This is a genomic window from Fontibacillus panacisegetis, from assembly GCF_900102215.1.
Lineage (GTDB): Bacteria > Bacillota > Bacilli > Paenibacillales > Paenibacillaceae > Fontibacillus > Fontibacillus panacisegetis.
The window spans coordinates 410,533-434,240 of the sequence record NZ_FNBG01000001.1 but is presented as its reverse complement, the minus strand read 5'-3'; the positions used below and the strand labels follow the sequence as shown (position 1 = coordinate 434,240).

Annotated in this window: 22 protein-coding genes; all 22 read left to right on the top strand. The window is 43.7% G+C overall.

From position 1 onward, the window contains the following. Positions 1–24: 24 nt before the first annotated feature. The 22 genes from BLS49_RS02060 (at position 25) to rimP (ending at position 23,673) form a co-directional block, all read left to right on the top strand. Positions 25–1,479: a protein-glutamate methylesterase/protein-glutamine glutaminase gene (locus BLS49_RS02060; RefSeq protein ID WP_091226287.1), complete on the top strand. Its 1,455-nt coding sequence runs from the start codon at positions 25–27 to the stop codon at positions 1,477–1,479. Between the two features lie 28 nt (positions 1,480–1,507). Continuing rightward, on the top strand, positions 1,508–3,577 hold the full coding sequence (locus BLS49_RS02055; RefSeq protein ID WP_091226285.1) for a chemotaxis protein CheA: 2,070 nt from the start codon (positions 1,508–1,510) through the stop codon (positions 3,575–3,577). A 67-nt stretch (positions 3,578–3,644) separates the two neighbouring features. After that, positions 3,645–4,106 (top strand): chemotaxis protein CheW, encoded by a 462-nt coding sequence (locus BLS49_RS02050; protein WP_091226283.1) that lies wholly within the window; start codon positions 3,645–3,647, stop codon positions 4,104–4,106. A 36-nt stretch (positions 4,107–4,142) separates the two neighbouring features. Further along, positions 4,143–4,736 carry a chemotaxis protein CheC gene (locus BLS49_RS02045; RefSeq protein WP_220482738.1) on the top strand — a complete coding sequence of 198 codons (594 nt, stop codon included), beginning with the start codon at positions 4,143–4,145 and terminating at the stop codon, positions 4,734–4,736. Beyond that, on the top strand, positions 4,729–5,226 hold the full coding sequence (locus BLS49_RS02040; RefSeq protein ID WP_091226280.1) for a chemotaxis protein CheD: 498 nt from the start codon (positions 4,729–4,731) through the stop codon (positions 5,224–5,226). The genes BLS49_RS02045 and BLS49_RS02040 overlap by 8 nt, the downstream gene beginning before the upstream one ends. Positions 5,227–5,228: 2 nt before the next feature. Beyond that, positions 5,229–5,657: a hypothetical protein gene (locus tag BLS49_RS02035; RefSeq protein WP_091226278.1), complete on the top strand. Its 429-nt coding sequence runs from the start codon at positions 5,229–5,231 to the stop codon at positions 5,655–5,657. A gap of 15 nt (positions 5,658–5,672) precedes the next feature. Next, positions 5,673–6,461 carry a FliA/WhiG family RNA polymerase sigma factor gene (locus tag BLS49_RS02030; RefSeq protein WP_091226277.1) on the top strand — a complete coding sequence of 263 codons (789 nt, stop codon included), beginning with the start codon at positions 5,673–5,675 and terminating at the stop codon, positions 6,459–6,461. Positions 6,462–6,506: 45 nt separating this feature from the next. Then, positions 6,507–7,913, top strand: coding sequence for a flagellar assembly protein A (locus BLS49_RS02025; RefSeq protein WP_091226275.1), 1,407 nt, complete (start codon positions 6,507–6,509; stop codon positions 7,911–7,913). 35 nt (positions 7,914–7,948) lie between these two features. After that, positions 7,949–8,269, top strand: a complete 321-nt coding sequence (locus tag BLS49_RS02020) for a hypothetical protein (protein ID WP_091226273.1) — start codon at positions 7,949–7,951, stop codon at positions 8,267–8,269. A 226-nt stretch (positions 8,270–8,495) separates the two neighbouring features. Beyond that, positions 8,496–9,107, top strand: coding sequence for a hypothetical protein (locus BLS49_RS02015; RefSeq protein ID WP_091226271.1), 612 nt, complete (start codon positions 8,496–8,498; stop codon positions 9,105–9,107). After that, on the top strand, positions 9,107–9,754 hold the full coding sequence (locus BLS49_RS02010) for a hypothetical protein (protein WP_091226270.1): 648 nt from the start codon (positions 9,107–9,109) through the stop codon (positions 9,752–9,754). The genes BLS49_RS02015 and BLS49_RS02010 overlap by 1 nt, the downstream gene beginning before the upstream one ends. A 181-nt stretch (positions 9,755–9,935) precedes the next feature. Continuing rightward, complete coding sequence (gene rpsB, locus BLS49_RS02005) at positions 9,936–10,634, top strand: 30S ribosomal protein S2 (RefSeq protein ID WP_091226268.1); 699 nt, start codon at positions 9,936–9,938, stop codon at positions 10,632–10,634. Between the two features lie 137 nt (positions 10,635–10,771). Beyond that, entirely contained in the window at positions 10,772–11,422 is a 651-nt protein-coding gene (gene tsf, locus BLS49_RS02000; RefSeq protein WP_091226267.1) for a translation elongation factor Ts, read from the top strand. Between the two features lie 130 nt (positions 11,423–11,552). Further along, a complete protein-coding gene (gene pyrH / locus BLS49_RS01995) occupies positions 11,553–12,281 on the top strand; it encodes a UMP kinase (RefSeq protein ID WP_091226265.1) in 729 nt (242 codons plus the stop codon). After that, positions 12,282–12,836 carry a ribosome recycling factor gene (gene frr / locus BLS49_RS01990; protein WP_091226263.1) on the top strand — a complete coding sequence of 185 codons (555 nt, stop codon included), beginning with the start codon at positions 12,282–12,284 and terminating at the stop codon, positions 12,834–12,836. A gap of 71 nt (positions 12,837–12,907) precedes the next feature. Further along, the gene (locus BLS49_RS01985; RefSeq protein ID WP_091226261.1) at positions 12,908–13,675 is read left to right on the top strand and encodes an undecaprenyl pyrophosphate synthase; all 768 of its coding nucleotides are present in this window, start codon (positions 12,908–12,910) and stop codon (positions 13,673–13,675) included. Positions 13,676–13,696: 21 nt separating this feature from the next. Then, entirely contained in the window at positions 13,697–14,497 is an 801-nt protein-coding gene (locus BLS49_RS01980; RefSeq protein ID WP_091226260.1) for a phosphatidate cytidylyltransferase, read from the top strand. A gap of 32 nt (positions 14,498–14,529) precedes the next feature. Next, a complete protein-coding gene (locus tag BLS49_RS01975) occupies positions 14,530–15,672 on the top strand; it encodes a 1-deoxy-D-xylulose-5-phosphate reductoisomerase (protein ID WP_091226258.1) in 1,143 nt (380 codons plus the stop codon). 131 nt (positions 15,673–15,803) lie between these two features. Continuing rightward, positions 15,804–17,078, top strand: a complete 1,275-nt coding sequence (gene rseP / locus BLS49_RS01970; RefSeq protein WP_091226257.1) for an RIP metalloprotease RseP — start codon at positions 15,804–15,806, stop codon at positions 17,076–17,078. A 56-nt stretch (positions 17,079–17,134) separates the two neighbouring features. After that, on the top strand, positions 17,135–18,586 hold the full coding sequence (gene proS / locus BLS49_RS01965) for a proline--tRNA ligase (RefSeq protein ID WP_091226256.1): 1,452 nt from the start codon (positions 17,135–17,137) through the stop codon (positions 18,584–18,586). Between the two features lie 153 nt (positions 18,587–18,739). After that, positions 18,740–23,056 (top strand): PolC-type DNA polymerase III, encoded by a 4,317-nt coding sequence (locus BLS49_RS01960; protein ID WP_091226254.1) that lies wholly within the window; start codon positions 18,740–18,742, stop codon positions 23,054–23,056. A 155-nt stretch (positions 23,057–23,211) separates the two neighbouring features. Next, entirely contained in the window at positions 23,212–23,673 is a 462-nt protein-coding gene (gene rimP / locus BLS49_RS01955) for a ribosome maturation factor RimP (RefSeq protein ID WP_091226252.1), read from the top strand. Positions 23,674–23,708 lie beyond the last annotated feature (35 nt).

Here is a 23,708-nt window from a genome sequence, read left to right as displayed (position 1 = left end):
ATCAAGGAACTGAGGTGGAACAGTATGATATATCAGGTTATGGTAGTTGACGATTCAGCGTTCATGCGAAAAATCGTTTCTGACCTAATCGAGCAGGATCCGGTATTTCATGTGGTTGGAACGGCTAAAAATGGACGAGAAGCAATTGAAATGATCGCAAAACTTTCCCCTGATCTCGTTACAATGGATGTTGAAATGCCTGAGTTGAATGGGCTTGAGGCTCTTAAGGTTATCATGAGTAAGCACCCTCTGCCAGTTATAATGCTCTCTGGAATTAATGAGCAGGGCATGCAAGAAACGATTATGGCATTAGAGCTTGGGGCATTTGACTTTATTCGAAAACCATCGGTATCCACTAGCTCACATGATATTGAAGAGGTAGGTCGACAGCTTCGTGAGCAAATCCGTGCAGCAATGCTTGCTAAAGAAAGAAAGCTGGCCAGACAAGCGGCATTGGAGAAGAAGCTTCCTGAAATAATGCCTCCCAAAACTCCTAAAACTCCGCCGATTCAGTCTAAGAGAACAATACTGGACAATTCAGCGAGTGATAAAGGAAGTGCGCAAGATCTGGATCAGCGGGATAAGCTTACCTTAGACTTCAAGAATGAAGCTTCTACGGTCTCAGATAACAAATCGTCTGTTGGGCCATCCAAATCTAGTATAGCTCCACCGGCTGTCAGTACTAGAAAAAAGGTTAAGGATATGGTAAAACCTTTGGCTGGGAAGCAGCCTAAAGACGATCAACAGAAAGCGGCTCCGTCTATCTCCCGTAAAAAGCTGAGTGGAGAAAATACCGACACGACTTCGATGTCGCCACCAAGCTCATCAATGGTTGATATACCTGCGGTAAAGGACACACCAATAGATTTAGGGAGAGCATCACCGTCATTATCAAAAAAAGGCTTCACGGATTTGGTCGCGATCGGTACTTCAACCGGAGGTCCAAAAGCTCTAAAAGCGGTGTTAGAGAAAATTCCGGCTCATTTTCCCGCACCAATCGTGATCGTTCAGCATATGCCTGCGAACTTCACAAAATCGTTAGCTCAGCGACTGGATAGTTTAAGCGCGCTGAACGTTGTAGAGGCGGAAGAAGGGATGGAGCTGCTTGCTGGAACGGCATACATAGCTCCCGGGGGGCATCATATGAACGTCAGCTTAAGTGCTGGAGGGAAATATAAGCTGAATCTATCAGAGCATGCGCCTCGCAGTGGGCATCGCCCTTCAGTAGATGTTCTATATGAATCGCTGCTTCCGCTGGAATCTCTGAAACGTCATGTCGTGTTATTAACCGGCATGGGGAGTGATGGAGCGAAGGCAATGAAGAAATTGTATGACAGTGGTGTCACTTCGACGATTGCAGAGAGTGAAGAAACTTGCGTTGTTTATGGAATGCCTCGTTCTGCTGTAGAACTGGGATGCGTCAATAATGTGTTACCGCTTAATGAGATTGGCCTTAAGTTAGTACAGATTGTGAAATAATGGAATCTCTTGAAGGAGGTGCCTCACCATGGACATGAATCAATATTTATCCATGTTTATCGATGAGTCGAATGATCATTTGCAGTCACTGAATGAAAATATGCTAGAGTTGGAGAACAATCCTGAAGACATAGGGATCGTTCAGGTCATTTTTAGATCCGCCCATACGTTAAAAGGTATGGCTGCAACGATGGGCTTTGAGGATCTATCGTCCTTGACGCATCAGATGGAGAACGTCCTTGATCTAGTGCGGAACGAGAAGCTGAAGATGCAAGACTTCATATTTGATACTCTATTTAAGAGTCTTGATGCCTTACAATCGATGGTTCAGGATATCACGCAAGGCGGAGAGGGAAAAGCGGACGTAAGTTCGATCGTTGCTTCGCTTCAGGCTATCGTTAAGGGCGAGGGTGTACCGTCAGGTAACAGTTCGTCGGCTCCAGCAACCAAGAGTTCAGCTGAATCGGGTAACATTCAATTGGATGAATATCAGTATTCAGTATTGGAGCAATCGATAGCTGAAGGTCACAAGGTCATGCATATCAATGTTTCCATCCGGGAAGATTGCCAGCTTAAAGCGGCTCGGGCGTACTTGGTATTTGATTTGCTTGAACGCTATGGTGAAATTGTTAAATCGCATCCGACAGTACAGGATATTGAACAGGAAAAATTTGATCGCAGCTTTTCACTTTATTACATAACGCAGAAAGATGCTGCGGAACTGCAAAGCATGATTTTGAACTTATCCGAAATTGAAACTGCTGAAGTTATGCTGCTTGATCAGGATACTTTATCACAGCTTGTTTCAGGTGTGAAAGAAACCGCTGCTGCCACTCCAACTGCTGAAGTTGCTTCTGAAGAGGAAGCTGCTAATAAAACAGCTGGTAAAGCAGTACCAGATGCGGACAAGAGTAAACCTGCGAGTCGCACGGCAGGCGGTTCAGCACCTTCCAGAACGATTCGCGTAGATATTGACCGGCTGGATGTGTTAATGAATCTTTTAAGTGAATTACTTATTGACCGAGCGCGTCTTGAACAGCTGGCTAATGAAGTGAAGCGTTCCGATCTGACGGAAACAGTTGAGCATATGAGCCGTGTCGGAAGTGATCTCCAGAACATAGTTCTGAAGCTTCGAATGGTTCAGGTTGATACCGTATTTAGCCGTTTCCCGCGGATGGTTCGAGATCTGTCCAAATCGCTCGATAAAAAAATTGATCTTGTGATCACAGGTGCTGAAACCGAAATGGACCGCACCGTCATCGACGAAATTGGTGATCCGCTGGTTCACTTGCTTCGCAACGCAGTTGACCATGGGGTTGAGTCCACAGCCCAGCGTATTGCACTTGGCAAGCCAGAGACAGGTACTGTTCAGTTAAGAGCTTTCCATAGTGGAAATCATGTCTTTATTGAAATTGAAGACGATGGTAGCGGGATTGACCGTCATAAAGTACTTGGCAAGGCGCTCAAAAATGGAATTGTCACTGAGAGCGAAGCTTCTCAAATGACAGATGAACAGGTATTTATGCTTCTGTTCGCTCCTGGATTTAGCACAGCTGAAGTTATTACGGATGTATCCGGTCGTGGTGTAGGCTTGGATGTTGTTAGATCCAAAATCGAGTCGCTAAGCGGTGTAGTTTCGGTTGAATCTAAGCTTGGTCAAGGGACTAAATTTTCTGTACAATTGCCTCTGACTCTTTCTATCATTTCAGCTATGTTGATTAAGGTAGGTTTAGAGAAATATGCGATTCCTCTGTCTTCCATTGTCGAGACTGGATTAATCAAAAGGGATCAAATCCGAAATGTTCATGGATACACCATGATCCCTTATCGTGATACTCATATCCCAGTAATGTCACTGTCTCAACTGTTTGATATTCCAGATTTTGCTGAGGCTGCGGAAGAGGAAACCGAAATGGTTGTTGTTCGTAAGGGCGAACGGTTAGCTGCTCTGACGGTTGAAGATTTCATTGGTCAAAGTGAAATAGTTATCAAAAATCTTGGTAAATATCTTCCTTCAATTCAGGGAGTTGCCGGGGCTACCATTTTGGGCGATGGACAAGTTGCACTTATTATCGATCCGAATGCATTTATTAAATAGTCGATGAGTTTTTTACACTCGGTTCAAATTTTGTACATTTGACCGGGACCATTAAGGAGGGGTAACCATGGGAGAGGAAATTAAAGTCATTGTTTTCAAGCTTGGAGAAGAAGAATACGGCATTGAAGTAGACAAGGTGCAGACTATCGAGCGTATGATACCGATTACTAGAGTACCCAAGACGTTTTCTTTTGTTAAAGGTGTTATTAATCTTCGTGGTGTCGTTATCCCGGTTATCGATCTGCGGGGGCGTTTCGGACTTCCTGAGGCAGACTTTACGGATCAGTCAAGAATTATCATCGTGGCAGCAAATGAAATGGAAGTTGGCTTTATCGTCGACTCCGCTAACGATGTAATCGATCTGAATTCTGATACCATTGATTCACCACCAGATGTAGTGGGTGGAGTCAAGGCAAAATACCTGCAAGGGGTTGCCCGAATTTCAGATGAACGTCTTCTTGTAATGCTTAATTTATCAGAAGTTTTGAATCGTAACGAAATTATCCAACTAGAAAGCTTAGAGGGATAGGCTGTGGATCTGTTCAAGAACTTTAAGGAATTTAAAATGGATGTTCTGAAGGAGGTCGGGAATATTGGAGCAGGTAATGCTGCTACTGCTCTTTCCAGACTACTCGACAAACCGATTGACATGGCAGTTCCTAAAGTTCAAATGCTACCTTTCGAAGCTGTAGCTGACCGTGTAGGAGGGGCTGAGAATATTGTACTAGCTGTTTTTCTTCGAGTCGAAGGAGACACGCCTGGTAATCTGTTTTTTATACTTAGTCCAGAAGCAGCTAAAAAATTGTTACACCGATTAGCGGGTCTTGAAGTGGAGAACGGTGATAGCTTCTCCGAAATGGAATGGTCTGCACTATCGGAAATTGGCAACATTTTGGCGGGATCATATCTATCCTCATTAGCTGACTTCACAAAGTTAAGCATGATCCCGACAGTTCCTGCTTTAGCTCTGGATATGGCTGGTGCTATTCTAAGCTATGGTTTGCTGCAATTTGGTGAGATGGGAGATTCAGCCCTGTTGATCGATACAACCTTTATTGAAGGTAATCATGAAGTAGAAGGACAGTTTTTTCTAATACCTGACCCCGAGTCCTTCTCCAAAATCTTTACTGCTTTAGGAGTGCCCATCGAGAATGATTGATGAGCAACGTATCGTAAAAGTTGGAATGGCCGATTTGAACGTAATTTCAGAGTATGGATTAATTCGTACTACTGGTCTTGGATCCTGTGTCGGGGTAACACTATTTGATCCAGTAGAGAAGGTAGCGGGACTTGCTCACGTAATGCTGCCATCATCCGAAATTGCACGAGAAGGGGCATTGAACTTAGCGAAGTATGCGGACACTGCGGTACCGAAGCTAGTTCAGGAAGTGCTTAAGCTAGGTGCGTCCAAGAAGCGACTTGTCGCCAAAATGGCAGGCGGCTCGCAAATGTTTACGTTTGCGGGTACTGGGGATTCGATGCGAATCGGTCCTCGTAATGTGGAATCCTGTAAAACCATATTATCTGATCTTGGCATTCCGCTTGTTGGGGAAGATACGGGGGGAAATTACGGACGTACCATTGAGCTGAATTGCGAAAGTGGAATATTGTTCATACGCAGTGTACAAAAGGGTATAAAGGAATTGTAGCCATGACAGGAAAAATGCGATATTGCTTGTTGTTTGGTTTCATTGGTTTTCTAATAAGTTTTGCTGTATCCGCCGGGAATAACTTGTTCTCAACAAGCCTATTCCGTGGAATTATTGCATTTGTCGTTTGGTTTGTTCTCTCATTCGCTGTCTACTGGGTGATCGGTTTTTTGAAAGAGCTTCCCCCAGACCTTGCGGTTGAGGAAATGGCAGCTTTGCAAGCTCAAGACGGTAAAGGTACTAATCTTGATTTAATGACTCCTGATGAGAGTGAGGAATTGAATGATTTATTAAAACAACCTCCAAGTTCTCAGTCCCAGGCTCAGCCTCAAGATTTTGCACCATTAAATCCACCGAAATTAGTTAAGACACCTGACGACAAAGATCCTGTAGAGCTGGCTAATGTTGTTCGTCACCTGACAGAAAACTAAGGAGGGTGAAGGCAATTGAACGAACGGAAGACTTCCACTCTGAATCATGCCGATGTATGGGAAAATTGGAAGGAAAATGGAGATTTAGAGGCAAAGAAACAACTTATCGAGAAGTATTTGCATATTGTCGACTACGTTTCAGGACGTCTGGCCGTCGGTCTGCCCAAAAATGTATTAAAAGATGATTTAGCAAGCAACGGCGTAATGGGACTGATCGATGCTGTTGAGAAATTTGATTACAAACGGGGGCTTCAGTTTGAGACCTATGCTTCATGGAGGGTCAGGGGAGCTATACTTGACGGCTTGAGACAGGGTGATTGGGTACCTCGTTCTGTCAGAGAAAAAGCTAAAAAAATAGAAGAAGGCTATCAACATCTGGAGCAGCAGTATCTTCGCTCGGTAACGGATTCCGAGATGAGCGATTATTTGAATTTAACAGAGAAGGAATTCCAGGGAATGCTTCAGGAAGTTGCTGTTATGACGCTTTGTTCCCTGGAGGATCCGATTCGTGAAGAAGAATCTGAGACCCGTCTTACATTACTCGTTGACGAAAAGGCTAAAAATCCTGACTATAAAGTACGGGAGTTCTATTTGCGAGAGTCTCTTGCAAAAGGAATTGAGAAATTAACCGATAAAGAACGTACGGTAGTTTCCTTATTGTATTATGAAGATTTATCGCTTAGTGAAATCGCTGAAGTGATGTCGTTGTCACCATCACGCATTTCACAACTTCATTCGAAAGCAATTTTACGACTTCGTGGTAGTTTAGAAAAACACCGTGACTTATTAATGCATGAGGATTGAAGAATTGTCTTTTACGAAATGAATGATTGTAAGGGGGGACGACCAATGGAGCATACGGGTGATTTGGGAAAGATTCTTGGTGTTACTCTTAATGATGACAAGACAGTAGCCTACCTGCAATTCATAATGAAGGTAGAAGAGTTTTCTTGTACAGCAGAAGCTCTCCTTCATTTTTTGCGGGGAGAGGGCATTAAATACGGAATTCAGGAGGATATCGTAAACAGCTTTGCGATAAATCCCAAAGAATATTTCTTTAGCAGAACGCCGATTGCAATAGGGATTGAGTCGGTTCAAGGTGAGAATGGGAAAATTCGTTACGCAGTCAGCTTTGATGATGAGACGAAAAAGCCGGCTGAATCAGAAGACGGGACGGTCGATTATAAAGACATTACACGTCTGAATAATGTACGTAGAGGACAATTGATTGCCGAGCTTGTTCCTCCTGTACCCGGTCGTCCGGGAACGGCTGTTACGGGTGATACCATCGCTGCCAAGGAAGGTAAAGCAGCTCGTTTTAAAATTGGCAAGAACGTAGTTCTGAATCCTGAGCAGACTGCTCTGTATGCTGCTATCGATGGGTTAGTTACGCAAACGGATAAAGATAAGCTCAATGTGTTCCCTATTTACGAAATTAATGGAAATGTTGACTATAGTACTGGAAACATTGATTTTGTTGGAACTGTCGTTGTGAGAGGAAATGTTCTGACCGGTTTTAAAATCACTGCAGCCGGTGATATTCGTGTAATCGGCGGTGTAGAAGGCGCTGAATTGTACGCTGATGGTTCTATTGAGATCTCCGGCGGCATTATCGGTTACAATAAAGGCATCGTGAAGGCCGGGCATCAGGTAAAGAGCTCCTTTATACAGGATGGGAATGTGGTAGCTGGGGAAGACGTCATCGTCTCGCAAAGTATAATGCATTCCAACATTCGTGCAGGTAAAGACGTTGTTTGCAGCGGATCTAAAGGATTGATTGTTGGTGGCAGCATTCAGGCCGGGGAACGTGTTACTGCAAGAATCATCGGTAACCCAATGTCCACAACCACATCAATTGAGGTTGGCGTATTGCCGGAACTGCGGAATGAGCTGCAGGAGCTACGTCAAAATGTGAAGGATATTCATGTTAATTTGGATAAGACTGAGAAGGCGCTTTCTTTATTGGATCAATTAGCTTCATTCGGTAAGCTGACTCCAGATAAGGTAGCGATGCGCTCCAAGCTTGGATTGACCAAAAAATCACAAACCCAAGAGATTAATGATATGAAGGAACGTATGCTGGATATCGAAAAAGCTCTTGAGGAGACTGGAAAAGCGCGTGTGGATGTACTAAAAATGATCTATGGTGGTTCCAAAATTGTGATCGGTCGGTATACGAAGTATATAAAAGAGCCTATTTCTCGAATGTCTTTCTATTATAGTGAGGGAGACATTTCGATGTCGGCTTACGTCTAGTAACCATTTGTTCTTACAATCGATGAGGTGATCCTATGAATATGAAGCCCGTTGAAATGCAAATCGCGATTCCGCGAACGAGCGAGGCAGGACGAATTCAGAATGAAGGACAACAACGGCCTCAAATCGATCAGAACTTGCTCGCTGCTCAAAACATCAAGAAAGACGAACAAGATCGCATGCGAAGCACTGGTGTTGATGAGAGTGCTCATAATACTACTGTAAGACGTGATGGAAACAGTTCTTCAGAGCAACATGCTGAACATTCCAAACAAGATGATAGTCATGCAGAGCAGGAGAAAGAACAAATGGCGGAGCATCCCTATAAAGGAAAGCACATAGATTTCTCTCTTTAAAGAGTATTTAAATGAAAGTTCAAAAAGTCAGATTTTCAGCACCGAGAAGGTTGGATGAATCTAGGGACTGAGGAGCGGAGCGTACATAGTGGGTACGTGAGCACCAGAAGTACCGGATGAATTCAAGATTCGATGTGAATATACTTCTTGGTGTTACTTCGTGATCAAAAGTTGACTTTTTGAACAACCTCTATAAATGAATGTTTCAACAAAGGTGAGGATAACAATGTCATTTGGAGATCCATGGTTCTACATTGTTCTGCTTGGATTAGCAGTGGTGGTTTATGCTATGTTAATACCTAGTCGCAAATCTACTACTGCTCCTGTAAATAACGGGATTGGTGAGCTTGAAACAACTCTGGAGCAGTATATGTCAGAGATTGAAAAGGAGAACGATGAGCTTATTGATCTCGTCGCTCAAATGAAACAGGATTTTGCCTCCAAGCAGCTGGCACAGCAGGAACAGATTGTAGAATTGCGTAAACGTATGATAGAAGTGGAGCAAGTATCCCGAAATAACACCACAATCGGAAAGGCTGTCGAGCATATTGCGGAAGCTGCACCAGCTATGAAAACTAGCTATGCTGTGGAAGAGGCAGTAATTCCGGTTTCAAGCGATGTTATTGAACAATTGGCGGTATTAGCTGCTGATCAACCTCATCCAGATCATTCTGCCGATTTGGATACGAAAGCTCCGGAATCTGTTCGTGACAGGTACCCGGAGTTGTTTGATCTATACGAGAAGGGCAAATCAATAGATATGATCGCCAAAACGATTGGGATTCAACGAGGTGAAATCCAGCTTATCCTTCAGTTAGCTAAGAGGGAGGCAACCTAATGTTTAAAAATCGCCATTTTATGATGGGGCTTGGTATTGGGTTGATCATAGGAGCATTATTACTCCAATTGATGAATCTAGGCCAGAGCCAAACAGGTCAATTGTGGACGAAACAAAAGATAGAAGATGCAGCAAAGGAACTTGATTTAAAAGTTGTGGAGAACGGTACGGAGCTTCTAACTGAAGAAGAATGGAAGCAGAAGATGGAGTCGCTTGATGAGTCAGGTGGTCTGGATGGTGAACCTGAGTCCTCTTCTAATCAAGGAGAATCCCAGACTAAACCAGTCGAAGAAACGAAAAAACCTGCCACTCCTGAAGAACCTCAGACCCCACAGGACAAAAAGGTTTCTTCAGTGAATAATGAATCGCCTGTGACAACGCCGTCCACGGAACAACCAGCAGCTCCTGCAGCTCCGGCAAAGCCAAAGAAAGTGATTGTGGAGTACAAGATCGTTTCAGGCAGCACCCTGACTGGGATAGCTGAAGGGCTTGAGAAATCTGGTGTAATTACTGACAAGGAAGCTTTTATCAAGCGGGCAAAAGATAAGAAGGTCAACACTAAAATTCGTACAGGTACGTATAATTTTGAGATTGGTGAAGATTTTAATTCCATTATTACGAAGCTAACCGCCAAACCGAAGTATTAGTATTAAGATTCTATGTAAAATCCATTTGCATCCCATTTTTAGTTATGGTATATTAATTGACGGTGTTATAACGCACGCTTGTTGATTTCGTTAAGGGTGCTTCAACAAAGTTGAAGTCTTGACGGGAAATGATACTGGCGGAGGAAGCATCAAAAAAACCAATTTTAGGAGGTGCGTGAAGATGGCAGTAATCTCCATGAAACAACTGCTTGAAGCAGGCGTACACTTCGGACACCAAACACGTCGTTGGAACCCGAAAATGGATCGTTATATCTTCACTGAAAGAAACGGCATTTACATTATCGATTTGCAAAAAACGGTAAAGAAAGTCGAAGAAGCTTACAACTTTGTTAAGAGTATTGCAGAAGACAATGGTACAATCCTCTTCGTAGGAACAAAGAAACAAGCTCAAGACTCTGTTAAGGAAGAAGCAGAACGCGCTGGTCAATACTTCATTAACCAACGCTGGCTCGGCGGAACGCTGACTAACTTCCAAACCATTCAAAAACGTATCGATCGTTTGAAACAACTTGAAGCTTGGGAAGAAGACGGTACTTTCTCCGTATTGCCGAAGAAAGAAGTTATCATTCTTCGCAAAGAGAAAGATCGCCTTGAGAAATTCCTCGGCGGGATTAAGAACATGAAAGGGTTGCCTAGCGCCCTGTTCGTAATTGATCCACGCAAAGAGCGCATTGCAGTAGCAGAAGCTCGCAAACTTGGTATTCCAATCGTAGGTATCGTTGATACTAACTGCGATCCGGATGAAATCGACTACGTTATTCCTGGTAACGACGACGCGATTCGCGCTGTTAAATTGTTGACAGGAAAAATGGCAGATGCAGTGATTGAAGCTAACCAAGGTGAACAAACTACAGCTTAATCAGGTATCTATATAAATGATTGAATTAAATGAAGAAGGGTGGTTGGTAGGTGCAAACCTCTCACTACCCTTTTTTTAAAGAGAAAGTTCAAAATGCAAGTTTGATTTCTAAATCATGATTTGGAGGGTATTCTAACATGGCTGTTGATGCTAAAGCGGTAAAAGAACTACGTGAAAAAACTGGTGCAGGTATGCTTGATTGCAAAAAGGCGCTTGAGGAAGCTAACGGTGATTTGACTAAAGCGACTGAATTGCTTCGTGAAAAGGGTCTTGCAGCGGCTGCAAACAAAGCAGGTCGTATTGCAACTGAAGGTGTTGTTGAATCTTACATCCATGCTGGTGGCCGCATCGGCGTATTGGTAGAAATCAACTGCGAAACTGACTTCGTTGCCAAGACAGATCAATTTAAAGAATTTGCACGTGATATCGCAATGCATATTGCTGCATCTAGCCCACGTTACGTTCGTCGTGAAGAAGTTCCTCAAGAAGACGTAGAAAAAGAAAAGGAAATCTTGAAGGCTCAAGCTTTGAATGAAGGCAAACCAGAAAAAATCGTTGAAAAAATGGTTGAAGGCCGCATTGGTAAATACTATGAGGAATTTTGCTTGTTGGAACAAAGCTTTGTTAAAGACCCTGACAAGACTATCTCACATTTGCTGAATGAAAAAATCAGCACCATCGGTGAAAACATTTCAATCCGTCGCTTCGTTCGTTTTGAACTTGGTGAAGGTTTGGAGAAAAAAGTGGATAACTTCGTAGAAGAAGTTATGGCTCAAGTGAAAAACTAATTAATACACGATTACCATATAATATCTATAGAACGGTAAGCATATCTTGGAACACTTCGTGTTCCTTCTTTTTTAACCTGACGCCTTTTGAGAGTAGTTCAAAAGGAGTTTATTAGTGGAGGGTATACATTTGGAACAGCCAGTTTTTAAACGTGTTGTCTTAAAGGTCAGTGGGGAGTCTCTTTCCGGCCAGAACGGGTACGGTATCGACGCGCAGACTATTTCATCCATCGCTCAGCAAGTGAAAGAAGTTGTTGAACTCGGAGTTGAAGTTGCTATCGTATGTGGTGGGGGAAACATTTGGCGTGGGATTGCTGGTAGCGCTAAAGGTATCGATCGTGCTACAGCTGATTATATGGGTATGCTAGCTACGGTGATGAATTCTCTGGCATTGCAGGATGCGCTTGAACAAATCGATGTTCCGACAAGGGTACAGACGTCCATCGCGATGCAGCAAATTGCTGAGCCTTACATTCGTCGTCGGGCTATTCGTCACCTTGAAAAAGGTCGGGTTGTTATTTTTGCCGCTGGGACGGGTAATCCGTTCTTTTCGACCGATACGACGGCTGCTCTCCGCGCTGCAGAAATCGAAGCTGAAGTTATTCTGATGGCGAAGAACAAAGTAGATGGCGTGTACTCTGCAGACCCGTTCATCGATCCGAATGCTGAAAAATTTGAGAGCCTTACGTATCTCGAAGTGCTCAACAAAAATCTTGGTGTTATGGATTCTACGGCCTCTTCTCTTTGTATGGATAACAACATTCCACTTATTGTTTTCGCAATTACTGAGCAAGGCAACATTAAGCGTGTCGTCCTTGGTGAGAAGATCGGGACGATTGTTAAAGGGAGTGTAGATTAAATGCCACAAACGATCAAAGCTCATGCTGAAGAACGCATGGATAAAGCGATTCAGGCACTTAAAAGAGATCTTGCGACGCTTCGCGCCGGGAGAGCTAATCCTTCGCTACTTGATCGCGTTCAAGTTGAATATTACGGAGCAATGACTCCTGTAAATCAGCTTGCTAACATTAATACACCAGATTCACGTACTTTGATGATTCAGCCTTGGGATAAGTCTTCTTTGGCTGATATCGAACGTGCAATCCAGAAGTCGGATCTTGGACTGACTCCTGCAAATGATGGTATTTCCATACGTTTGTCGATCCCGGCACTGACTGAAGAACGCCGCGTTGAACTCGTGAAGATGACGAAGAAATTCGGAGAAGAAGGTAAAGTAGCTATCCGCAACATTCGTCGTGATGCTAACGATGATATCAAGAAGCTTGAGAAAAGTGATATCTCTGAAGATGAATCGCGCAGACATCAGGAAGATATCCAGAAATCAACAGATAAGTTTATTGCAGAAGTAGATAAAGTGCTCGCTGCGAAAGAGAAAGAGATCATGGAAGTTTAAGAGATGAAAAGCGGCCCCTCCATTTACGGTGGGGTTTTGTCTCTTTTTCATCACCGGCTGGAGGAAAAGGAATGATTAAGTTGTTTCAACCCTGGTGGAAAAAAAGGAATAGTCAGCCTACTGCGGAAGTTGCAGATGGAAACATTCCAAAGCATGTCGCTATCATTATGGATGGTAATGGCCGCTGGGCTCGCAGACTGGGATTGCCGCGGATTGTCGGACATCGTAACGGAATGAAGGCTGTCAAAAGGGCGACAATAGCGGCGGATGAACTCGGGATTTCAATATTGACGCTCTATGCATTCTCTACAGAGAACTGGAAAAGGCCAAAAGATGAAGTTGATTTTCTAATGTCGCTTCCACAAGAATTTTTGGCTCTGGAATTGGATGAATTAATTGAAAAGAACGTTCAGGTGCAAATGATGGGGCATACAGAGGATTTACCTCCTCATACTTTCGCTGCTATGCAGGAAGCCATTGAACGAACTAAGAATAATACTGGACTTATATTGAATTTTGCACTTAATTATGGCAGTCGACGGGAAATTACAGAGAGTGTGAAGAAGATTGCCAGAGAAGTTAAAGATGGAACTGTTGCTCCTGAAGATATTACGGAGGAAATGATATCCTTAAATATGCTATCGTCTGGATTACCAGATCCTGATCTTTTGATCCGCACAAGCGGTGAACTGAGATTGAGTAATTTTATGCTCTGGCAGGCGGCTTATAGTGAACTATGGTTCACCGACATTTACTGGCCCGAATTCGGACGTCAACAATTATACGAAGCAGTTGCTGAATATCAGCGGCGTACGAGAAGATACGGCGGATTATCATAGTAGAATGGAAGGTGTAGGTAGTTGAAGCAGCGGTTGATTACAGGAATTGTTGCCGGTGTATTTTTTCTCGGTCTATGTGTCATCGGTGGACTTGCGTTTCAAACACTAATTGTTTTGATGGCCTTGATTGGCTTCTATGAATTCGTTCGTATGATTAAGCTCCCTGCCTTTGGAGGAACCGCCGTCATTGGGTATTTAGGGATATTGTATATAACGTTCCCATGGGAATCACTAGGACTTGAAAAGCCATTGGGGACTTTGGCGATACTTTGGCTTTTCTTATTTTTGTTTTTGGCTATTACTGTTCTAACGAAGAATGAAATTCCCATTGCACAAGCCGCTTTATTGTTTCTTGGTCTAGCTTATATTGGATTAGGATTCACTTACATTGCATATACGCGGAATACACCGGATGGAAACGGTCTGTTCTGGACTTTTTTGATGCTAGCTGCGATTTGGAGCAGCGATGCCGGGGCATATTTTACAGGTCGTCGATTCGGTAAACATAAACTGTGGCCGGTAATCAGCCCTAACAAAACAGTTGAAGGTGCAATCGGAGGGATTGTACTTGCTGTTGTAGTTTCACTTATTTTTGCCCTCTTGTCTGGGGGGCTGCTCGAAATTGGACGTGCTATCCTGCTAGGTATTTCGGCAGCTATTGTAGGTCAAATGGGCGATTTAATCCAATCAGCATATAAAAGGGTGTATGGCATTAAGGATTCGGGAACACTGCTGCCTGGTCATGGAGGTATACTTGACCGTTGCGATAGCTGGATTACGGTATTTCCGTTTGTACATATCCTGATGCTCCTTCCTTATTAATTATAGTGATAAGTTTAAATAAGAGGTGCGTTATGAAGAAGAAAATTGCTGTGATCGGTTCTACTGGCTCCATCGGCACTCAAACCCTGGACGTTGTCATGCAGCATCCGGAGCATTTTGAAATCGTTGGCCTTTCCGCAGGATCAAATATTGAACTCTTCGTGGAACAAGTAAACCGTTTCCGGCCTCAAAAAGCTTCCATCGCTAATAAATCGTTAGCTGATCAAATCAGACCACAACTTCCACAAGGTGTAGAACTGTTTTACGGTGAAGAAGGACTCGTGGAGGTGGCTGCCGGGACAGATGCAGAGACTGTATTGACAGCTATAGTAGGTAGTGCAGGATTACCTGCTACATTAGCGGCGATTTCTGAAGGGAAAAATATTGCGCTCGCGAACAAAGAGACACTTGTTACTGCGGGTCATTTAGTGACAGATTTGGCGAAAAAGAAAGGTGTAGCCCTTCTGCCTGTGGACAGCGAGCATTCCGCCATTTTTCAATGCCTGAACGGGGAAAATTTGGAGGATGTACAGCAAATTACGCTGACCGCATCTGGAGGATCTTTCCGTGACTTAACTAGGGATCAGCTTCAGCACGTAACTGTTGAAGATGCGCTTAAGCATCCGAATTGGTCTATGGGGGCAAAGATAACAATTGATTCGGCCACGATGGTCAACAAAGGGTTGGAAGTAATAGAGGCCAATTGGCTGTTTGGGCTTGGCTTTGAACAGATCGGCGTATTGTTACATCCTGAAAGTATTGTCCACTCCTTCGTTGAATATCGTGACGGAAGCGTAATTGCTCAGCTCGGATCACCAGATATGAGAGTACCCATTCAATATGCTCTTACCTATCCCCAAAGATGGAAATCAACGACTAAACGGCTATCTTTGGCTGAGGTCGGCAAGCTTCATTTCCGAGAAATGGATTTTGAACGTTTCCCGTGTTTAAGACTTGCTTTCGAATGTGGTAAAATAGGAGGAACAGCCCCGACTGTGTACAATGCTGCGAATGAAGTAGCGGTTGCTCGTTTCTTAAATCAGGAAATTTCATTCCTGAAGATCGAGCAAATAATTGAAACAGCTCTTGCCAGTCATCATGTTCTGGATAATCCGGATTTGGAGACAATCAAGGAAGCTGATCGATGGGCTCGTTCATTGGCGTCGACTATTTAGTAGGTTTTATTACCAATAACACATTTTAGTTTAAAAACTTCCACGATGGTATTCTCTTGTATGTGATCGGAGAATAATGATAATCTAGAAGAACGTTGGACGATCTGTGGTCAGAAGGAGGATGCTTACGATTGGAATTGCTGAAGATCATTTTTTTGACGGTTCTCATGTTCTTTGTCATCGTGACGGTGCATGAATGGGGACATTATTTCTTTGCAAAACGCGCAGGGATTCTGGTGCGAGAATTTGCTATCGGATTTGGGCCTAAGCTGTTCTCCTTTAAAAGAGACGAGACGCAGTTCACGCTTCGCCTGCTTCCTTTTGGCGGGTATGCCCGTATGGCGGGAGAAGATCCCGAGCTTGTCCAGATTTCAAACGGGCAGACGGTTGCACTCAGAATTGAAGGCGATGAAGTTCGAAAAATATATTTGGATCGCCTCGATAGTCGAAAAAATGTCATTCGCGGTGAAGTTCAGGAAATTGATTTGGAGGATCACCTTCATGTAAAGCTTGATGTTGATGGAGAGATAATTAGTTATCGGGTTCATCCACAAGCCATGCTTGTTACTAAAGGCAAAGATACACAAATTGCCCCTCGTGATCGGCAATACGGGAGCAAAACAGTTGGACAAAGAGCATTATCTATTTTTGCCGGCCCGTTGATGAATTTTATTCTCGCGTTTGTACTTTTTGCCCTTCATACTCAAATGGCAGGAATTCCGCTAGAGAATCCCAGTCATTTGCAGATCGGTGATGTTATGAAAGGTATGCCTGCTGAGGAAGCAGGAGTGCAAAAGGGCGATATTGTTGAGACGATTAACGATATACCGGTTGGGACAGATGCGAATAAAATGATCGAAATGATCAAAGCATCAGAGAACAAACCTATGGTTTGGACGGTCAAACGTGGTGAGGAAACCTTATCGATCACAATCACCCCTCGTTCTGTGCAGAATGAAGAGGGCGGAAAGGTCGGAAGCTCCATCATAACTTATTTCCCGACACGGAGCGCTTCGTTTGGTGAGAGTATTACAACAGCAGGTAAAGATATGGTGTACACCACTAAAGCGATATTTTTAGGATTCCAGCAGTTGATCAACAAATTCTCAATGGATGATCTGGGAGGACCGGTTCGTACATTTGAAGTGACTGGACAAATCGCTAAACAAGGTATAGCGCAATTAACTTACTGGGCAGCTATTTTGAGTCTTTACCTTGGAATATTCAATCTATTACCTATTCCGGCATTGGACGGAAGCCGACTTGCCTTTTTAGCTGTTGAGGCAGTGCGCGGAAAACCGATCGATCCCAATCGCGAGGGGCTCGTGCATTTTATAGGCTTTGCGATGTTGTTCCTGCTCATGATCGCTGTAACTTATAATGATATTTTGCGACTTATTGGGTAGATGGATTAACTTATATTTCATATTGTGTTGTTTATAACGGGAGGACAAGGGTTCGTATGGCTAATGAGGAGAAACAATTTGTAACAGAAATTACGCCACAAGGTGAGGATTTCTCTCGCTGGTACATTGATGTCATAAAAAAAGCAGATTTGATGGATTATTCACCTGTACGTGGTTGTATCGTGTTCAAACCGGATGGTTATGAAATTTGGGAGCATATCCAGCAAGAGCTGGATCGACGATTTAAAGAGACGGGACATCGCAATGCGTATTTCCCGCTGTTTATTCCAGAGAGCTTCTTTCAGAAGGAAAAAGAACACGTAGAAGGATTTAATCCTGAACTTCCATGGGTGACTGAAGCGGCTGGCGAGAAGCTTGAAGAACGTCTTGCAATCCGTCCAACATCTGAGACGATGATTGGTCATATGTACGAGAAATGGATTCAATCATATCGTGATCTGCCTGTTCTGATTAATCAATGGGCTAACGTAGTGCGTTGGGAAAAACGAACCTTGCCATTCCTTCGTACTAGTGAGTTCCTATGGCAAGAAGGCCATACTGCTCATGAGAATGAAACTGAAGCTCGCGAAGAAACGATGCGTATGTTGGAAATTTACCGCGACTTCGTAGAGAACTATCTAGCGATTCCGGTGATCGTGGGTCAGAAAACTCCATCTGAGAAGTTTGCAGGTGCAGTAGATACTTATTCTATTGAAGCGATGATGAAAGATGGACGTGCAGTACAAGCAGGTACATCGCATTATCTCGGTACAAATTTTGCAACAGCGTTTGATATTAAATATTTGAACCGTGAAAATGTTCAGGAATATGTTCACACCACTTCATGGGGAGTTAGTACACGATTGATCGGTTCCTTGATCATGGTACATGGTGATGACCGTGGGCTTGCGCTTCCTCCAAAGGTAGCTCCAAAACAAGTCATGATCATTCCGATAGGACCACCAAAAACACGCGATGCAGTAGTAGGGAAAGCTGATGAACTGTTTGCTGAGCTGAAAAAAGCAGGCGTTCGTGTCGGGATTGATGATCGTGCTGATGTTCGTCCAGGCTGGAAGTTTAATGAATATGAAATGCGCGGTGTTCCTGTGAGACTTGAGATCGGACCTCGTGATATGGAGAATGGGGTATGCGTTCTCGTCTCCCGCATCAGCGGAGAGAAAAAAGTCATTGAGCAAGCTAATCTTGTTGCAGAAGTGAAAGCTATGCTGGAGAAAGTGCATCAAGAAATGTTTGATCGCGCTAAAGCTTTCCGGGAAGAGCATTTCTACTCTGTAGATACTTTGGATGAAATGAAAGCAAGTATCGAAGAAAAGCGTGGCTTCACTTTGGCTGGCTGGTGCGGTTCCGAAGCTTGCGAGCGCCATGTGAAGGACGAGACAGGGGCAACAAGCCGCAACATTCCGTTTAAGCCGGAAGTGACGAAGACAAAATGTCTTGTGTGCGGAGAACCAGCACAACATACAGTTGTTTTTGCAAGAGCTTACTAAGTAGATGATGAATTAGATCAATGTTCAGAAAGTCAACGTATCGACTTTTTGAGCAACCTTATGAAAGGCTTCCGGCAGGGTATGTCGAAGGGTTGATGACCTGTCGGCTCTTTGCCGGGAGCTTTATTATTTAGAAATTTCGGAGGGGAAGACATGACCGACGCTCAGGGAAAAAGAACGAGACTTGAACTGTTGATGAAGCAAGCGGATGTTCCAGCTTCATTAGTCGATCCCTACTTTCTTGATGGATACATTGAACAGGTTGAGGTCAGTCGAAGCAATCGGGATTGGGTAATCACGATCTGCAAGGAGACGTTAGTTCCGGCACAAGCTTATCGAACCTTCTACGTTAGAGTTAAGGAAAAGCTTGAGCATATAGCGCACATATCTTTTATTTTTCATTATGACAGCCGCTTAGCTGCTTCAGAAATTGTATCTGAGTATTGGAAGCTGTTTCTGGATTGGGTACATCGTGAAGTTCCGTCCGTTAATGGCTGGATGGCAAGGGCTGCATATGAAGTAGACGGAGACCTCGTATCCATTACATTTGGTGACAGCATGACACTGGAGTTGGCCCGCAAAAAACAAATCGATCGAGCTATTATTGCATATTATGAAAATTACTTTGGGCTAACCTTGAGAGTGAAGCTTAGTACGGGCGAAAGCAGTGCAGAAGCCTTTGAAGAGTTCCAGCAACGGATCGTGGAAGAAGAACGCGAAGTGATTCAACAGTTGATGGAGAGCATGACTGTGGACGCACCTCCTGAGGAAGTAGATGGCGAAGCTATCAAGCTGCAGATTGGTTACGATCTCAAGGAACAGGCGGTTCCACTTCAAGAAATTCAGGACGAAGAGAAGAAGATTACAGTTCAGGGTACAATCTTTGGCCTCGATCGCAAGGAACTGCGTAACGGCAATACGTTGTTTATATTTAATTTAACGGACTTTACGGATTCTTTGCAGATGAAGTTGTTTGCAAAGAACAAGGAAGATCTTAAAATTATGAACCAGCTGGCCAATGGGAAATGGGTTAAAGCCCGTGGCAAAGTAGAAATGGATCGTTTTATGCAAGTTCCAGAGTTAGTGATGATACCTTCGGATTTGTGCGAAATCTCTGCACCTCCTTCCCGTAAAGATAACGCGGATGAAAAAAGAGTTGAATTTCATCTTCATACGACGATGAGTACGATGGACGCCGTAACCCCGATTGGCGATTATGTGAAGACGGCTGCCAAATGGGGACACAAAGCGATTGCTGTTACTGATCATGGTGGCATTCAGTGCTACCCTGATGCCGCTAAGGCTGCAAAGAAGAACGGCATTAAAATGATGTACGGTGTTGAAGCCAACGTGGTCAACGACAATGTTGCGGTTGTATTAAATCCTAGACCTGATGATCTAAAGACGACTACTTACATCGCATTTGACATTGAAACCACCGGTCTTTCTGTCACACAGTGTAAAATTATTGAAATCGCTGCTGTGAAGATGATTGAAGGGAAGGAAATTGATAGATTCGCCACCTTCGTCAATCCGCATGAACGGATTCCATATCACATTCAGCAATTGACGAATATTAATGATGAAATGGTCCAGGATGCACCGGAGGTTGAGCCGGTCCTGAAGCAATTCATGGAATTCGCTGGAGATGCTGTCCTAGTAGCTCATAATGCTCGATTTGACGTGGATTTCGTAAATGCCAAGCTCAAGGAATTGGGACTTCCGATAATGGTGAACCCCGTATTGGATACTCTTGAAATGGCGCGGATGCTGCATCCTACAATGAAAAACCACCGTCTGAATACACTGGCTGCTAAATACAAGGTTTCGCTTGAGAACCATCACCGCGCCATTGATGATACGATTGCACTTGCTAACATTTTAAACGGATTAATCGATGATGCAGTTAAGGTTGAGGGTCTGCTCACACTCGATCGCTTAAATCATAAAGTTGGTAAAGACCTGTCGAACTCAAGACCATTCCACTGTGGAATTTATGCACTAAATCAAGTAGGCAAGAAAAATTTATTTAAGCTCGTATCCATGTCCCATACCCAATATTTTAAGAGGGTCGCTTGTATTCCTAAGTCGAGGCTTGCTGAAATGCGTGAAGGATTACTTATTATCTCCGGTTGTGAAAAGGGTGAGTTTTTTGAAGCGGTCCTTAACAAAACGGTTGAGGAAGCCGAAGGAATAGCCGATTTTTACGATGTGCTGGAAATTCAGCCTTTGACGATGTATATGCATTTAGTAGATAAAGGCTTGGTCGGTAGTGTAGAAGAACTCAAAACAGCGGTTCGTAAAGTGGTCGAAATCGGATTGAAGCTCGGGAAACCTGTGATCGCTACTGGAAATGTGCATTATTTAGAGCCGCGAGACAAGCTGTACAGAGATATAACGATACATGGCATTACTGGTTTCAGTCCGCTCAAAGATATTCGCAAGCCTGATGCACATTTGCGTACAACTGATGAAATGCTAGGGGAATTCGAATTTCTAGGTAAAGATGTAGCCTATGAGGTTGTTGTGAAGAATACCAATGAGCTTGCAGATAACTTTGAGGAGATCGAGCTGTTTCCGGATAAGCTGTTTACACCGATTTTAGATGGGGCAGATGAAGAAATCCGCAATACTTGCTATGACACGGCGAAGTCGATTTATGGTGAAGACTTGCCGGAAGTTGTCGTCAAACGCTTGGAGAAGGAATTGGAGCCGATCATTAAATACGGTTTCTCTGCCAATTATCTCATCTCCGAACGATTGGTGAAAAAGTCCAATAAGGACGGATATCTCGTAGGCTCTCGGGGCTCTGTAGGTTCCTCTGTAGTAGCTACCTTCCTCGGTATTTCCGAGGTTAACCCGCTGCCTGCTCATTACATTTGTTTGAATCCAGAATGCAAGCATAGCGAATGGTTCCTTGATGGCAGTATTCCGAGTGGATTTGACTTGCCTGATAAGGATTGCCCGAATTGTGGTCATAAGCTTAAGGGAGAAGGACAGGATATTCCGTTTGAAACTTTCCTTGGTTTTAAGGGTGATAAGGTTCCCGATATCGATCTTAACTTTTCCGGTGAATATCAGCCGGAGGCTCATAATTTTACGAAGGTCATGTTTGGTGAGAAAAATGTGTTCCGCGCCGGGACAATTGGTACAGTCGCGGAGAAAACGGCTTTTGGTTTTGCCAAGAAATACGAAGAAGAGCATCATAAGCATTGGCGAGGAGCTGAGCTAAATCGTCTTGCATCCGGCTGTACTGGAGTGAAGCGAAGCACGGGTCAGCATCCAGGCGGAATTGTTGTTGTACCTGACTACATTGAAGTAGAAGATATTACACCTGTTCAATTTCCTGCCGATGATACAAGTGCAGAATGGATGACAACTCATTTTGACTATCATGCATTCGATGCTAACTTGCTCAAGCTTGATATTCTGGGTCATGATGACCCGACGATGATGCGGATGCTGCAGGACTTAACAGGAGTTGACCCCACGACGATTCCGATGAATGACCCTAAGGTCATGAGCATGTTCAACTCAACGGAAGCGCTGGGGGTGGGTCCGGAACGAATTCGAACACCGGTTGCAACCTATGGTGTACCTGAAATGGGAACCAAGTTTGTACGTCAGATGCTTATAGAATCACAGCCATCTACTTTTGCCGATTTACTGCAAATATCAGGACTGTCCCATGGAACAGGGGTATGGCTGGGAAATGCGCAGGATCTGATTAAAAATGGAACATGCAACATTAAAACGGTAATTGGTTGTCGCGACGATATTATGCTGTTTTTGATTTACAAGGCAGGGATGGATGCAGGCCTGGCTTTTAAAATTACGGAAAGTGTGCGTAAAGGAAAGGGCTTGTCAGATGAGTGGATTGAAGAAATGAAAAAGTGCAAGGTGCCGCAATGGTACATTGATTCTTGTCTAAAAATCCAGTACATGTTCCCGAAAGCGCATGCTGCCGCATATGTTATTTCTGCGGTACGCACCGCTTACTTCAAGCTCTATTATCCGATTGAATATTATGCGACGTATTTCTCGGTTCGCGGTGAAGATTTTGATATCGAGCTGTTCTGCCAAGGGTATGAAGCAATCTATCGAAAAATTGAAGAAATCGAGCAAAAAGGCTTTCAAGCGTTACCTAAGGAGAAGAACATGCTTCCGATTCTTGAGATGGCGCTGGAAATGACGGCACGTGGTTTGCGCTTCAAGAACATTGATCTGTATCGTTCCGAGGCGACGAAGTTTATAGTGGATGGCGATGCCCTCATTCCGCCGTTCTCTGCACTTGCGGGAATTGGTGACAACGCCGCCCGTAATATTGCAGCTGCCAAAGAGCAGGGAGAATTTTTATCTATAGAAGATTTCCAGCAAAAGTCGAAAGCAAGTAAGACTGTTGTCGAGCTGCTTGGTACAATGGGATGCTTCCGTGGATTGCCGGAAAGCAACCAGCTCTCCTTGTTCTAGTAAGCAGGGTAAGGGTCATTTACTTGTCACTATTACCGGACTATGTTATAATTTTTTTGGTAATCATGAGTATAGAACCGTTGTTTAAAGAGTGGGGAAACCCACTCTTTACTCTTTGGTATATAGGAAACAACCATTATGGAGGTAATGTAAGCTTGAGCACACCGAAGATCAGAGCGGCCGTAGAAGAGATGGTCACCCCTTTTTTGGAGGAAAATAGCTTTGAACTGGTTGACATTGAATACGTGAAAGAGGGGAGCAATTGGTTCCTTCGCGTATTTGTAGACAAAGACGGAGGCATTGATATTGATGATTGTGGTCGGATCAGCGAGTTTCTCAGTGAGAAACTGGATGAGAACGATCCGATACCTTCGGCTTATTTTCTGGAAGTATCTTCGCCTGGAGCAGAGCGTCCCCTTAAGAAAGCTGCGGATGTATTAAAGGCTGTCGGGAAAGATGTTTTTGTGACTACATATGAACCGGTGGATGGATTAAAGGAATTTGAAGGTCGACTACTTTCATTTGATAATGATGAGCTTGCTATTCAAGCAGGCAAGAAAAACTACATTATTCCTTACAGTAAAGTTGCTAACGCCAGATTGGCTATTATCTTTTAACGTGATTTGCACGGAACTAATGAAGGGGGGAACTC

Excerpts from the sequence above, each read along its gene's own strand:
- BLS49_RS02010 (WP_091226270.1), top strand. The coding sequence starts at position 9,107 with ATGTTTAAAAATCGCCATTTTATGATGGGGCTTGGTATTGGGTTGATC.
- BLS49_RS02040 (WP_091226280.1), top strand. The coding sequence starts at position 4,729 with ATGATTGATGAGCAACGTATCGTAAAAGTTGGAATGGCCGATTTGAAC.
- BLS49_RS01975 (WP_091226258.1), top strand. The coding sequence starts at position 14,530 with ATGAAGAAGAAAATTGCTGTGATCGGTTCTACTGGCTCCATCGGCACT.
- tsf (WP_091226267.1), top strand. The coding sequence starts at position 10,772 with ATGGCTGTTGATGCTAAAGCGGTAAAAGAACTACGTGAAAAAACTGGT.
- BLS49_RS01960 (WP_091226254.1), top strand. The coding sequence starts at position 18,740 with ATGACCGACGCTCAGGGAAAAAGAACGAGACTTGAACTGTTGATGAAG.
- BLS49_RS02020 (WP_091226273.1), top strand. The coding sequence starts at position 7,949 with ATGAATATGAAGCCCGTTGAAATGCAAATCGCGATTCCGCGAACGAGC.
- BLS49_RS02055 (WP_091226285.1), top strand. The coding sequence starts at position 1,508 with ATGGACATGAATCAATATTTATCCATGTTTATCGATGAGTCGAATGAT.
- proS (WP_091226256.1), top strand. The coding sequence starts at position 17,135 with ATGGCTAATGAGGAGAAACAATTTGTAACAGAAATTACGCCACAAGGT.
- BLS49_RS02035 (WP_091226278.1), top strand. The coding sequence starts at position 5,229 with ATGACAGGAAAAATGCGATATTGCTTGTTGTTTGGTTTCATTGGTTTT.
- BLS49_RS02025 (WP_091226275.1), top strand. The coding sequence starts at position 6,507 with ATGGAGCATACGGGTGATTTGGGAAAGATTCTTGGTGTTACTCTTAAT.
- BLS49_RS02015 (WP_091226271.1), top strand. The coding sequence starts at position 8,496 with ATGTCATTTGGAGATCCATGGTTCTACATTGTTCTGCTTGGATTAGCA.
- BLS49_RS02060 (WP_091226287.1), top strand. The coding sequence starts at position 25 with ATGATATATCAGGTTATGGTAGTTGACGATTCAGCGTTCATGCGAAAA.
- BLS49_RS01985 (WP_091226261.1), top strand. The coding sequence starts at position 12,908 with ATGATTAAGTTGTTTCAACCCTGGTGGAAAAAAAGGAATAGTCAGCCT.
- frr (WP_091226263.1), top strand. The coding sequence starts at position 12,282 with ATGCCACAAACGATCAAAGCTCATGCTGAAGAACGCATGGATAAAGCG.
- rpsB (WP_091226268.1), top strand. The coding sequence starts at position 9,936 with ATGGCAGTAATCTCCATGAAACAACTGCTTGAAGCAGGCGTACACTTC.
- BLS49_RS02045 (WP_220482738.1), top strand. The coding sequence starts at position 4,143 with ATGGATGTTCTGAAGGAGGTCGGGAATATTGGAGCAGGTAATGCTGCT.
- BLS49_RS02050 (WP_091226283.1), top strand. The coding sequence starts at position 3,645 with ATGGGAGAGGAAATTAAAGTCATTGTTTTCAAGCTTGGAGAAGAAGAA.